Genomic DNA, 12,701 nt, shown 5'->3' with positions numbered 1-12,701 from the left:
CATGACCAACCCTCCTGATTTCCCGCGCGATGTGGCCGCCGTCCACGAGGCGACCGACCGGCTGCTGATCTCCCTGGGCAAGCTCGACGACGACGCGGTGGCCGAGCCGTCGCTGCTCCCCGGCTGGACCCGGGGCCATGTCCTGGCCCATCTGGCCCGCAACGCCGACGCCCTGAACAACCTCCTGACCTGGGCTCGGACCGATGTCCGTACGCCGATGTACGCGAGTACCGCGGTGCGCGACGGCGACATCGAGCGGGGCGCCGACCGTCCGCTGGCGGCCCACCTGGAGGACCTTCGGGAGTCCGCGGCCCGTTTCGAGGCGGCGGCGGAAGCCCTCCCGGAGGACCGCCGGGCGTACGAGGTCGAGATGCGCAACGGCGTCGTCGAACGGGCCGACCGGCTGGCGCTGCGCCGGCTGGCCGAGGTCGAACTGCACCATGTCGACCTGGGCGTGGGCTACACCGTCGACCAGCTGTCGCCGGCCTTCGTCGACCGCGAGCTGGACTTCCTCACCGGGATCAAGTTCGCCGGCCACCCGGAGCTGGCCGCGCTGGAGCTGCGCGACGACGACGGCCGCCAGTGGCACACCGGGCGCCGCGACCCCGTGGACGGCGGCGCGGCCGGTCCGGTGGTGGTGAGCGGCTCGGCGCGCGACCTGGTCGGCTGGCTGACCGGGCGCGCGGACGGCGCCCGTCTGGACACCCACGGCGGACCGCTGCCTGTCATTCCCCCGCTCTAGAGTTGGTGCCATGACCTACAGCGGAGCAGTGAAGGTCGGCGGACCGGCCGACGTGCACGAGCTGACCGACCTGATGATCTCGAAGGTCGCGGTCGGTCCGACGGACAACAACGCCTATGTGCTGCGGTGCCGGGCGACCGACGAGCAGCTGCTGATCGACGCGGCCGCCGAGCCGCACACGCTCCTCACGTTGATCGGCGACAGCGGTCTGGCGTCCGTGGTCACCACGCACCAGCACGGCGACCACTGGGGCGCGCTGCGCGAGGTGGTCGACGCCACCGGTGCGCGCACGTACGCGGGGCGGCACGACGCCGAGGGCATCCCCGTCCCCACGGACGTGCTGCTCGACGACGGCGACACCGTGACCGTGGGCCGCGTCCGCCTGACCGCGCGCCATCTGGTCGGGCACACACCGGGCAGCATCGCGCTGGTCTACGACGACCCGCACGGCCACCCGCACGTCTTCACCGGGGACTGCCTCTTCCCCGGCGGCGTCGGCAACACCTGGGGCAGCGCGGAGCGGTTCGGCACCCTGCTCGACGGCGTGCAGCGCAAGCTCTTCGACGAGCTGCCGGACGAGACCTGGGTCTATCCGGGCCATGGCGCCGACACCACGCTCGGCGCCGAGCGGCCGCATCTCGCCGAGTGGCGGGCCCGCGGCTGGTAGGCGGGCGAAGGCCGGCTGAGGCCCGGCGGGCGACACACCGCCCGCCGGGCCCTTACTTGTTCACCCGCGGGTGCCCGCCCTGGCCTCTTCGGCCGCCTCGGCGGACTCCTCGGCCGCCTGGCGCCGCGACGCCCGCAGACTGGTCACGGTCGTGATGACCAGCACCGCACAGATCACGCCCAGCGAGACCGGAATGCTGATCTCCGGCACGGCCACCCCGGATTCGTGCAGGGCGTGCAGCACCAGCTTCACGCCGATGAACCCGAGGATCACCGACAGGCCGTAGGAGAGGTGGACCAACTTCTTCAGCAGCCCGCCGATCAGGAAGTACAGCTGCCGAAGGCCCATCAGGGCGAAGGCGTTGGCGGTGAAGACGATGTACGGGTCCTGGGTCAGGCCGAAGATCGCCGGGATCGAGTCCAGGGCGAACAGGACGTCGGTGGTGCCGATCGCCAGCATGACGATCAGCATCGGCGTCATCAGCCGCCGGCCGTTCTCCACGATGAACAGCCTGGTGCCGTGGTACCGGTCGGTGGACGGGAAGCGGCGCTCGACCGCCTTCAGGAAGCGGTTCTCCTCGAACTCCTCGTCTTCGTGCCCGGACCGCGCCTCCTGGATCAGCTTCCACGCCGTCCAGATGAGGAACGCGCCGAAGAGGTAGAACACCCAGGAGAAGTTGGCGATGATCGCCGCGCCGGCGCCGATGAAGCCGGCCCGCAGCACCAGCGCGATCAGCACCCCGACCATCAGCACCCGCTGCTGGTAGACGGCCGGGACCGCGAACTTGCCCATGATCAGCACGAAGACGAAGAGGTTGTCGACGCTCAGCGACTTCTCGGTGATGAAGCCGGCGAAGAACTCACCGGCCGGCGCGCCGCCGCCGAACACCAGCAGGCCGAGCCCGAACAGCGCGGCGAGCCCCATCCAGACACCGGTCCAGATACCGGCTTCCTTGAGGGACACCTCATGGGGTTTGCGTCCGCCGATGAAGAAGTCGGCGGCGATCAGGGCACACAGACCGAGGATGGTCAGCGCCCAGAGGGTGGGGGAAACGTCCACTGCTCCTCCGGCAAGGTCGTACGGCACTCACAGCGTCGTCGCTGCCGGGGGACTCCGGCGCCCTCCGTACAAGAAAGAGTAAAGGCAGTTCATGAAATGGCAAAGGAAAGGGTAAAGCAGCAGGTGAGAGGCGCCCTCTGGGGCGGCTGACGGGTCAGCCGAGATACGGGCCCGCGGCGCGGCGGGCCTCGGCGACGCGGTCCATCACCCGGCGGACCACCTCGCTGCGCCGGGGCGCGAGCGGGGGCTCATACGTCCAGGCATGGCCGACCCAGGGGTCGGCGAGATGGTCGTCGGGCACCGGGGTCAGCCGCAGCAGGGCGCGCCACAGCGGGTCCAGGAGCGGCCCGTACTCCCGTGCCCGCTCCCGGTCGGCCACCAGCATCAGATGGACCCCGACCGCGGGGCCCTCGTCGGCCAGATAGCGCAGTTGGTTCAGGGCGCGGTCGTCGAAGCCGTGCGGGAAGTCATGGACGATCACCAGTTGCTCAGCCGGGTCCAGCTCCGGCGGCAGGGCCTCGGTGGCGCGGTGGCGCACCGCCATCTGGAGGAGGTCGACCCGGCGGGTCAGCGCGCCCAGCACCGCGGCCACGCCCCGGGCCCCGGCCGGCGGCGGCTCGGGCAGCGCGCCGCTCTCCCGCAACGGGGCCAGCGCCGGCCCGGCCGCCCCGGCGGCGTCGATGACCTGGACGGCGTACGCGCCCGGTGGATGGGCGGCCAGCAGGCGGGCGGCGAGGGCGACGGCGGTCTCCAGGGCTAGGCGCGCCAGCGTGGCCTCGTCGGGCTGCGCGTCGGTGAGCGCACTGCCCAGCTCCCGGCGGCCGAACTCCCGCTCCGGGTCGTACCCGGCGCGGGGATACGGGCCGGGGCCGCTGTCGATCCACAGGCCGCGCTCCAGGGGGAGCCGGACGAGCAGGGGAATGCGCAGGCCAGGGGCCTCCGGGAGGTGCAGATCGCCCAGCCGGACCGCCATCGGATGCTGCCGCGGCACCTCGTAGCCGTGCCACACCGGGTTGTCCCAACGGGCCAGCGCAGGCGGCAGCGCGGGCTCGACCACCTCCGACACTGCGGTGAGCTGGGCGAGGTCGCGGTCGAGGACGGCGCGGGCCCGGCCGACCAGGTCGGCGTGCCGCTCCCGGGCGGCAGCACGGGCGGCCTCGGTAGCGCCGTCCATACGGGCGCGGGGGTCGGCGAGCGCCGCGTCGAGCTCCCGCTCCAGACGGGAGGCGGCGAAGCCGGCGGCGCTACGGTACGCCGCGACCGACCGGGCCAGGTCCTCGAACATGCCCCGGACCTGGTTGTAGAGCCGCTCCTCCATGCTCCAGCCGTTGGCGTCGCCGGCGACCGGCACGGCGGGGCCCTCGGGGCCACCGGGCGCGCCGACGGGGCCGGCGGACGGCGGGAGTGGAGGCGCGGCGGACGGCGTGCGGGCCGCTGCGGGATCGGTGGGGCGCCGGGGGTGGCGGTAGTCGATGCGGGGGCCGGACGGCGGGGTGGGGGCGACGGACGGCGGGGTGGCGGGCGTGGCGGCCGGGTCGGGTGCCGTCACCGGGGTGTGGCCGGGGCTGGTCGCCGGGTCGGGTTCCGGGCCGTCCGGTGCGGACTCCTGACCGGCCGACGGTGTGGATGCCGGATCGGCCGGGGCCGGCTGCCGGCCGGTCGCCGTCGTGATCTCCGCGGCCAGTTCCGCGGCCTCCGGCAGTCCCTGATCGCGCAGCAGTTCCGCCGGCCCTCCGGCGTACCCCTGGCCCACGGCGCGGATCCGCCAGGCGCCCCGCCGCCGGTAGAGCTCCACGGCGACCAGCGCGGTCTCGGGGCCCAGGCCGCTGAGGGTGCAGCCGACGAGGTGGGTGCCGTCGGGGCTCGTCACGGCGACCGACGGCGCGGCGACGGCACCGAAGCCGCGCGGCACGCCGGGCCCGTCCGGCAGCACCAGCAGCACGCTCACCCGCTGCACCACCTCGGGCAGCGTGCCGAGATCAACCGCGATGCGCTGTTCGGCGGCCGCATGGGAGGGCACCTCGACGCCTGTCCGACGGGGCGCGCCCGGATGAGCCACCGCCTCGGTGCCCGGCAGCCGGCCCCGCTCGTCGCCGAGCGCGACCGCGGCCACTACGGGCACGGCGGCCGCGATCCGGATCTCCACCCGGGTGCGGTCCAGCGGGTGGTTCTGCCCCCGGACGAGCTCCGCCGTCATCGTTCTCCCCCTGCGTGTCGTACGGGTCGCTCGTCAGTGCCGCGGCACGCCCGCGGGTGCGCCAGGGCCGCCTCACCACTACCACCTCACTACTCCCGCCGACCGGTCCGGTGACCGGCGATCGGTGACCGGTGATCGGGCGGGCTTCTCCCGACCCTACGCACACGACCCGCCCGAGGGCGCGCCGAGCCCCCTCCCGTGGTGAAGCCTCAACACACCCCGGTGACGGACCTGCTGCCGACCCGGCGGCTCCGCGACCGCCCGCCTAGTGCCCCGGAGCGGGCCGCCGGTGGCCGCCGATGCCCCGCCGCCTACTTCAGTCCCGCCTCCTTCATCTGGCGCAGCTCCTTCTTCAGCTCGCCGACCTCGTCCCGGAGCCGGGCGGCGACCTCGAACTGCAGCTCGGCGGCGGCCGCCCGCATCCGCTCCGTCAGCTCCTCGATGGTCTCGGCGAGTTCGGCGGCGGGACGGTCCGTCAGCGTCTCGGTGCCCTTGCCGCCCTTGCCCTTGGCCGCCTTCCCGGCCTTGCCGGCCTTTCCGCCGAGTGCCGGGACCGGCGCCTTGGCCCTGCCGTCCTTGTCGCCGTGCTTGCGGTAGCCGGTGCCCAGCAGCTCCTGGGTGTCGATCTCCTCGCGGGCGAGGGTGGCGACGATGTCGCCGATCTTCTTGCGGAGCGGCTGCGGGTCGATGCCGTTCGCCTTGTTGTACGCCAGCTGCTTCTCCCGGCGGCGGTTGGTCTCCTCGATGGCCTTCGCCATCGCCGGGGTGACCTTGTCGGCGTACATGTGCACCTGGCCGGAGACGTTGCGCGCGGCTCGGCCGATGGTCTGGATCAGCGAGGTGCCGGAGCGCAGGAAGCCCTCCTTGTCCGCGTCCAGGATCGCCACCAGGGAGACCTCCGGCAGGTCCAGGCCCTCCCGGAGGAGGTTGATGCCGACGAGCACGTCGAACTCGCCCGACCGCAGCTCACGCAGCAGCTCCACGCGGCGCAGGGTGTCCACGTCGCTGTGCAGATAGCGCACCTGGATGCCGAGCTCCAGGAAGTAGTCGGTGAGGTCCTCGGCCATCTTCTTGGTGAGGGTGGTGACCAGGACGCGCTCGTCCTTCTCGGTGCGCTTGCGGATCTCGTGCACCAGGTCGTCGATCTGGCCGTCGGTGGGCTTGACCACCACCTCCGGGTCGACCAGGCCGGTCGGCCGGATGATCTGCTCCACAAAGCCGTCGCCGCGGGACAGCTCGTACGGGCCGGGCGTCGCGGAGAGGTAGACGGTCTGGCCGACCCGCTCCAGGAACTCCTCCCACTTCAGCGGCCGGTTGTCCAGCGCGGACGGCAGTCGGAAGCCGTGGTCGACGAGGGTGCGCTTACGGGAGGCGTCGCCCTCGTACATGGCGCCGATCTGCGGGACGGTGACATGCGACTCGTCGATGACCAGCAGGAAGTCGTCCGGGAAGTAGTCCAGGAGGGTGTTGGGCGCCGAGCCCGGCTCGCGGCCGTCCATGTGCATCGAGTAGTTCTCGATGCCCGAGCAGGAGCCGATCTGCCGCATCATCTCGATGTCGTAGGTGGTGCGCATGCGCAGCCGCTGGGCCTCCAGCAGCTTGCCCTGCTTCTCCAGGGTGGCGAGCCGGTCGGCCAGCTCCGCCTCGATCCCGGCGATGGCCTTCTCCATGCGCTCGGGGCCGGCGACGTAGTGGCTGGCGGGGAAGACGTAGAGCTGCTGGTCCTCGCTGATCACCTCGCCGGTGAGCGGGTGCAGGGTGGAGAGCGCCTCGATCTCGTCGCCGAACATCTCGATCCGGACGGCCAGCTCCTCGTAGACCGGGAAGATCTCGATGGTGTCGCCGCGGACCCGGAAGGTGCCCCGGGTGAACGCCAGGTCGTTGCGGGTGTACTGGATGTCGACGAAGCGGCGCAGCAGCAGGTCGCGGTCGATCTCGTCACCGACCCTGAGCGGCACCATGCGGTCGACGTACTCCTGGGGCGTACCCAGGCCGTAGATACAGGACACCGAGGCGACGACGACCACGTCGCGCCGGGTGAGGAGCGAGTTCGTCGCGGAGTGGCGCAGGCGTTCGACCTCCTCGTTGATGGAGGAGTCCTTCTCGATGTACGTATCGGACTGCGGGACATACGCCTCTGGCTGGTAGTAGTCGTAGTACGAGACGAAGTACTCGACCGCGTTGTGGGGCAGCAGCTCGCGGAACTCGTTGGCGAGCTGTGCCGCGAGGGTCTTGTTGGGCGCCATCACCAGCGTCGGGCGCTGGAGCTTCTCGATCATCCACGCGGTGGTGGCCGACTTGCCGGTGCCGGTCGCACCCAGCAGGACGACGTCCTTCTCACCACCGCGGATGCGGCGGTCCAGCTCGGCGATGGCCGCCGGCTGGTCGCCACTGGGCTGGTAGGGGCTGACGACCTCGAAGGGCGCCACCGTGCGTTCGATCTGTGAAACGGGCCGCATGGGATCCACCGTACGACTCGCCACTGACAATGCGTGCCGCTTCGGCCCTGACCTGCGATTTTCCGGGGCTTCCGGAGCGGCGGGGCGAGTCGGGCGGGACGCGTCGGGCGGGCCGCCGATCGCCGGTGGACCGCCCGCCCGCCCGCGGCGTCCGGGCCCGAGCGGGCCGGCGGACCGGAGCCGTCGAGGCCGGGCAGGACGGTATGCCCCGGTCGCGTCCGGTAAAAACGGTCAACTGCGCGACGGGTGACTCATCGTCGGTCAAGATGCGCGGATGCCGCGGCTCCGGCAAGTTGGACGACGTCGGGACGTACGTCTGCTGCACGGCCATTCCGGGCATCCTGCAACTGCGACGCTCCGCACGGAAAACCGGCCATTTCCCCTTCCACTCCCGGCCACCGCACGTCCGGCTCCCGCTCCGGCCCGGCTGCGAGGCTCCGTCCGTCCGCCCCGTTCACCTCACCTCACGTCAGCTCACCTCCACGACGTCACGAGGAGTCCGTATGCGTATCCGCCACGTCGTCGCCGTCACCGGTGCTCTCATGGGCCTGTCCGCGCTCGCCCTGCCCGCCTCGGGCGCCCAGGCCGTGGCCTACGGGCAGCATCCTCCTGTGGTGGTCGGCCATCGCGGCGCAGCGGCGTACGCGCCCGAGAACACGCTCGCCTCGGTGGACACGGCCGACCGGCTCGGCATCTCCTGGGTCGAGAACGACGTCCAGCGCACCAAGGACGGCGAGCTGGTCGTCCTGCACGACACCTCGCTGGCGAGGACGACCAACGCCAAGAAGCTCTTCCCGGGCCGCTCCCCATGGAACGTCGGCGACTTCACGCTCCGGGAGATCGAGAAGCTGGACGCCGGCAGCTGGTTCAGCTCCAAGTTCAAGGGCGAACGGGTGCCGACTCTGGAGGAGTATCTGGAGGAGGTCGAGGACAACGGCCAGAAGCTGCTGATGGAGCTGAAGAACCCCGAGCTGTATCCCGGTATCGAGCGGCAGGCGATCCGGGAGCTGCGCCGCGACGGCTGGCTGGACAGCGGGCACCTCCGGCGCCGCCTGATCGTCCAGAGCTTCAACGCCGACGCGATCAAGAGGTTCCACCGCCTGGACCCGGCGGTCAAGACGGGCTTCCTCGGCAGCCCCACGGTCGCCGACCTGCCCAAGTACGCCGCCTACTGCGATCAGATCAACGCGCCGCACACCGCCGTCACCCGGAAGTACGTGAAGGCGGTGCACGGACTCCGGGGCCCGCACCACCGGCGGCTGGAGGTGTACACCTGGACCGTCGACGACGCCAAGGGCGCGGTCGGCATCGCCGGCATGGGGGTCGACGGGATCATCAGCAACAAGCCCGACGTGGTGCGCGACGCGCTCGACGGGGACGGCTCCTGACCGCCCCGGCACGGCGGGGAGCGGGTCCGGCGGCGGCCGGCGGCCCGCTGCCCGCCGCGTAGTCGGTGGCCGGTCCTACGCTGGGCACGTGACGAACGCAGAGCACGGCCCGGAGTCGGCCCCGGCGCCGGACGCCGCCCCGGAGGCCGCCCGCCCGCCCCGCCGCGACTGGGCCTGGAGGCGCATCGATACCCCGATCGGCCCGCTGCTGCTCGCGGCGACCGGGGAGGGCCTGGTACAGGTCGTCTTCCACGCCGGTGAGCGGGTGACCCGGCGGGCCCTGGCCCGTCTGGAGGGCGCCTTCGGCGGGCCGCCGGTCCCGGAGGTACCCCATCTGGCGACGGCCGCCGCCGAGCTGTCCCGCTATTTCTCCGGTGAGCTGCGGAGCTTCACCGTCCCCCTGGACTGGTCCCTGTCCGGGGGCTTCAACGCCCGGGTGCTGCACGCGCTGGCCGATGGCGTCCCGTACGGCAGCGTGGTCGGCTATCAGGACCTCGCCGACCGGGTCGGGGAGCCGGGCGCGGCCCGCGCGGTGGGCGCGGCGATGGGCTCCAATCCGCTCCCCGTGGTCGTGCCCTGCCACCGGGTCGTGGCCAGCGACGGCGGGATCGGCGGCTTCGGCGGCGGCCTGGAGGCCAAGCGGCTGCTGCTGGCCCTGGAGGGCGTGCTGCCCGCTCCTCTGTTCTGAGCACCGCCCGGTCGCTCCGCCCCGGTCGTGTCCCGTCCGTTCCCCGTCCCTGCCGACGCGGTTCCGTCCCGCCGGCCGCCCCGTTCATGAAGGGCCGCGCATGTCCCGTCAGATCGCCCTGCTCCGCGGAATCAACGTCGGGGGCCACAACCGCTTCCCCAAGGCCCACCAGTTGGAGCTGGCCCGCTCCCTGGGGCTGTCCGAAGTCTCCGTCCTCCTGCAGACGGGCAACATCGTCTTCGCCGATCCGGGGGTACCGCCGCAGGAGACCGCCCGGCGGTTCGAGGAGCGGATCGCGGCCGAGCTGGGCCTGACGGTGCCGGTGCTCGTACGGACCCGTGACGAGTTGGCCGCCACCGTCGCCGGGAACCCGTTCCCGGCCGCCGTGCCGGAGCCCAGAACCCTGCATGTGACGTTCCTGTCCGAGGCGCCGGCGGACACCGCGGGACTGGACGCGCTCGACGAGGCGGCGTACGCGCCGGACCGGTTCCGGCTGCTCGGCCGCGAGCTGTATCTGTGGTGCCCGCAGGGCGTCGGGCGCTCCAGTCTCGCCGACGCGGTCGGCCGGGCCCGGCTCGGGGTGACGGCCACCGCGCGCAACTGGAACACCGTCACCAAGCTGCTGGCGCTGGCCGACGCCTGATCTTCCGGACGGCGTGTCCGGGACGGCGGCGCCTCCCGGACACGGAGCCCGTCAGCGCCAGCCGTGGAGTTCCCGCAGCCGGTTGGCGACGAGGTGGAAACGGCCCCGGTCGAGCGCACACGCCTCCCGCCGCATACCGCCCGGGTGGACCCGCAGCACCCGGTCCACCGCGACCCAGGAGTCGCGCCCCGCGCGGTCCCAGGGGCCCGCACCGATCGCCACCCAGTCCCGGTCGTCGTTGTGGCGCTTGCTCGACAGCTGCACGGCCAGCAGCGTCCCGGCCGTTTCCCGGGCCACCACCAGCACCGGCCGGTCCTTGCCGCGCCCGTCGTTCTCCTCGAAGGGGACCCAGGTCCAGACGATCTCGCCGGGGTCCGGGTCGCCGTCCGGGTCGGGGGCGTAGTCCATCGCCACGGCGCCGACGGCACGCGGCGGTATCTCCACGGTCGCGGTGGGGCCCTGACTGCCGGGCAGGGGCGGATGCGGGTCTGCTGCGTTGAACGATGCGGTCATCCCCGCACGCTATCGGCAGCGGTGAACACGCTGCTCAGCGGCCCGCGTTGGGGTGTCCACGGTCGATTGTCAGTGGTCGGCCGTACGGTTTTTCACAGCGGGGGACGGTCGCCGGGACCGCCCGGAAAGGACCGCCATGTCCAAGATCACGAGATACCTCTCAGCGGGCGGCTCAGCCGGCCGCTCCGCTCCAGGCCGGGCGGCGGGGATCGTCGGTGCGTACGACGACGTCCGCCGCCTCCTCCGGCCGGGTCTCGGCCTCGTAGCGGGCGAACGCCGGCAGCGTCCAGCGCTGGTCCTCCGGCGTACGGCGGGCGAGCGCCCCCGGCGACAGCTTCAGGTGCACGGAGAGATCGAAGGGGAACCAATGTCCGAGCAGCAGCGGACCGTGCAGCAACAACACTCCGCCCGGCGGAAGTTCCACGTAGGGACTGCGGGTCGCCCGGTCGGCCTCCGGGTCCCACAGGTCCGCGAGCACCCGCCCGGTGCCGCCCGGTTCCAGCGGCTGGAAGACCTCACGCCACAGGGCCCGCCGGTCGAACCACTCGTCGTGGTAGGCGTCGGGGTCCTCCCGGCCGTACTCCAGGCGCAGCGAGGCGGGCCGCAGAAAGCCGTGGGTGCCGGCCTTGTGCACCGCCCGCCCCCGGAGCCGCAGCGCCTCGGCGAGCCGCCCGGCGAGGTCGCCGGGGGCGGCGGCGGGAGCCCCGTCGACCGCCACCCGCAGCCAGGGACTCCCGTCGTGCGCGGTCAGTGCGTCGATGCGCGCGGCGAGCCCGTCGGTGAGCCGTTCCCAGGTGATCGCTTCGAGCCGCACCCGGCCATTCTGCCCCGTCGGCGGGCGTCGGGCGCCGGCGGTCAGCGGGAGTGCGGTCCGCCGGGCTGGTTACCGGGGTGGACGTTGGAGACGATGCCGGCCTGCACCACCATGCCGTTCACGCCGCCGCTGACGGTGTTGTGGACGTCCCGCACGGTGGCGCCCTGGTCGCGCCGGGGCGCCACCTCGTCGAGCAGCCGGCGCAGATCGGCCGCCGCGGCCGGGTCCTCGGTGAGCAGCCGCCGCAGTTCGATCCGCCACTGCCCGATCGCGTCCTGGACGGCCAACTCGTCGCCGTTCTCCTGGGCGTTGACGACCTCGGCACGCGTCTCGTCCAGCTCGCGGCCGACCTCCTCCTCTTCGGCGCCGCGGCGCCTGGCGAGCAGGGCTGCCATCCGCCGGCGGAGCGCACCCCAGCCCTCGGTCGCCATCTGCTGCACCAGCGTCGTCGCCCCGGTCGTGGCCAGCGCCACCAGTTCTGCTTCCATCAGACCCCCTCGGCCGTCGTGCGCGCGGTGTCGCACGTGGTGTCACAGTAGAGAGGCGAGTCGCCTCGTGCACGGCATTCGGGCCGTGCGGCGCCGTGATCCGGACTCAGCCCTCGATGGCCGGCCGGGCGGCTCCGTAGCGGCTGAGCACGGCCGCCGCCTCCTTCGTCGCCTCGATGACGCTCCGGGGGACGTCCGGCATCACGGTCTTCTGCTTGAGCAGCAGCACCGCGCCCATGATGGCCCCGTCCCACATGATCGGCGCGGCGCAGGAGTTCCAGCCGGCCATGCACTCCTCGTAGCCGACCGCGTGGCCGAGGTCGCGGACCTCCGCCAGGGAGGCGAGCAGCGCGTCGTTGTCCCGGTAAACACCGGGCCCCGCCTGCTCGGGCACGGGCTCGGCCAGTACGCGCTGCTGGAGGACCTCGGGGAGGTAGGCGAGGATGGTGCGCCCGGAGGCGCCGGTGCGCAGGGAGCGGGTCACGGACAGCACATCGCGCGGGGTCATGCCCAGTTCGGCGAGGTCGGAGTCGCCGACGGCCATGTCGACGCACTGCCGCTGAGCGCCGGAGAACGGCGCCACCATGTAGAGGAACGCCAGTCCGTTGCCGGTCGCCTCGCGCAGGTCGCTCAGGACCGTCTGCGCACCGTCGAGGCGGTGGTCGAGGGCGGTGAAGGCGAGCTGGGCGGCCGAGGTCCGCAGCCGGTAGAGGCCGCGGTCCACTCGCTCGAAGATCCGCTGGTAGATGCCGGATTGCAGGATGCGGTAGACGACGGAGTCGTCCAGGCCGGTGAACTCCGCGATCTCACCGGGCCCGTGGGCGGACCCGCCGAGTTCGGCGAAGGCGGTCTGGACGAGGAAGACCCGCTCGGCATGGCCGGATCCGGACGTCCGGGAGCCGCCGGAGGCCGCGCTCCTGGCGGCCCGGCCGGTGTGTCGGCCGGTGTGCTGTGCGGCCTCCGGAGCCGTGGACTGCGACGCTGCGGTGCGTTGGCCCATCGTGTGCTCTCTCTCCTGGCAGTGATCCGCGCCCGAAGGCGCA

At 72.6% G+C, this 12,701-nt stretch carries 12 protein-coding genes; 5 read left to right on the top strand and 7 right to left on the bottom strand.

Going from position 1 to position 12,701, the window contains the following annotated elements; translation table 11 throughout:
- Position 1 precedes the first annotated feature (1 nt).
- Together ACRAS8_RS26865 and ACRAS8_RS26860 are read left to right on the top strand one after the other, a co-directional pair.
- On the top strand, positions 2-742 hold the full coding sequence (locus ACRAS8_RS26865) for a maleylpyruvate isomerase family mycothiol-dependent enzyme (protein ID WP_438488573.1): 741 nt from the start codon (positions 2-4) through the stop codon (positions 740-742).
- A 10-nt stretch (positions 743-752) separates the two neighbouring features.
- Complete coding sequence (locus ACRAS8_RS26860) at positions 753-1,409, top strand: MBL fold metallo-hydrolase (RefSeq protein ID WP_026247047.1); 657 nt, start codon at positions 753-755, stop codon at positions 1,407-1,409.
- Between the two features lie 60 nt (positions 1,410-1,469).
- Here the strand turns inward: ACRAS8_RS26860 and ACRAS8_RS26855 are convergent, their stop codons facing one another.
- The 3 genes from ACRAS8_RS26855 to uvrB form a co-directional block, all read right to left on the bottom strand.
- Positions 1,470-2,468, bottom strand: a complete 999-nt coding sequence (locus ACRAS8_RS26855) for a TerC family protein (RefSeq protein WP_438488572.1) — start codon at positions 2,466-2,468, stop codon at positions 1,470-1,472.
- A gap of 154 nt (positions 2,469-2,622) precedes the next feature.
- Positions 2,623-4,665, bottom strand: a complete 2,043-nt coding sequence (locus ACRAS8_RS26850) for a TerD family protein (protein ID WP_438488571.1) — start codon at positions 4,663-4,665, stop codon at positions 2,623-2,625.
- A 311-nt stretch (positions 4,666-4,976) separates the two neighbouring features.
- A complete protein-coding gene (gene uvrB, locus ACRAS8_RS26845; RefSeq protein ID WP_438488570.1) occupies positions 4,977-7,124 on the bottom strand; it encodes an excinuclease ABC subunit UvrB in 2,148 nt (715 codons plus the stop codon).
- A 503-nt stretch (positions 7,125-7,627) separates the two neighbouring features.
- On the opposite strand from uvrB, the gene ACRAS8_RS26840 reads away from it, so the two are divergent.
- From ACRAS8_RS26840 to ACRAS8_RS26830, 3 genes are all read left to right on the top strand, one after another.
- A complete protein-coding gene (locus ACRAS8_RS26840) occupies positions 7,628-8,512 on the top strand; it encodes a glycerophosphodiester phosphodiesterase (RefSeq protein ID WP_438488569.1) in 885 nt (294 codons plus the stop codon).
- An 88-nt stretch (positions 8,513-8,600) separates the two neighbouring features.
- Positions 8,601-9,200: a methylated-DNA--[protein]-cysteine S-methyltransferase gene (locus tag ACRAS8_RS26835; RefSeq protein WP_438488568.1), complete on the top strand. Its 600-nt coding sequence runs from the start codon at positions 8,601-8,603 to the stop codon at positions 9,198-9,200.
- Between the two features lie 100 nt (positions 9,201-9,300).
- The gene (locus tag ACRAS8_RS26830; RefSeq protein WP_438488567.1) at positions 9,301-9,843 is read left to right on the top strand and encodes a DUF1697 domain-containing protein; all 543 of its coding nucleotides are present in this window, start codon (positions 9,301-9,303) and stop codon (positions 9,841-9,843) included.
- A 51-nt stretch (positions 9,844-9,894) separates the two neighbouring features.
- Here the strand turns inward: ACRAS8_RS26830 and ACRAS8_RS26825 are convergent, their stop codons facing one another.
- The 4 genes from ACRAS8_RS26825 to ACRAS8_RS26810 all read right to left on the bottom strand — a co-directional run bounded on the left by ACRAS8_RS26825 (position 9,895) and on the right by ACRAS8_RS26810 (position 12,658).
- Complete coding sequence (locus ACRAS8_RS26825) at positions 9,895-10,356, bottom strand: type II toxin-antitoxin system PemK/MazF family toxin (RefSeq protein ID WP_438488566.1); 462 nt, start codon at positions 10,354-10,356, stop codon at positions 9,895-9,897.
- Between the two features lie 172 nt (positions 10,357-10,528).
- Positions 10,529-11,170, bottom strand: coding sequence for a uridine kinase (locus ACRAS8_RS26820; protein ID WP_438488565.1), 642 nt, complete (start codon positions 11,168-11,170; stop codon positions 10,529-10,531).
- A gap of 41 nt (positions 11,171-11,211) precedes the next feature.
- Positions 11,212-11,658, bottom strand: coding sequence for a hypothetical protein (locus ACRAS8_RS26815; RefSeq protein ID WP_438488564.1), 447 nt, complete (start codon positions 11,656-11,658; stop codon positions 11,212-11,214).
- A 106-nt stretch (positions 11,659-11,764) separates the two neighbouring features.
- Complete coding sequence (locus ACRAS8_RS26810; protein WP_438488563.1) at positions 11,765-12,658, bottom strand: IclR family transcriptional regulator domain-containing protein; 894 nt, start codon at positions 12,656-12,658, stop codon at positions 11,765-11,767.
- Positions 12,659-12,701: the final 43 nt, after the last annotated feature.

This window comes from Streptomyces sp. S186 (assembly GCF_051603415.1).
Taxonomy (GTDB): Bacteria; Actinomycetota; Actinomycetes; order Streptomycetales; family Streptomycetaceae; genus Streptomyces.
This window is presented reverse-complemented; position numbering and strand designations above follow the sequence as displayed.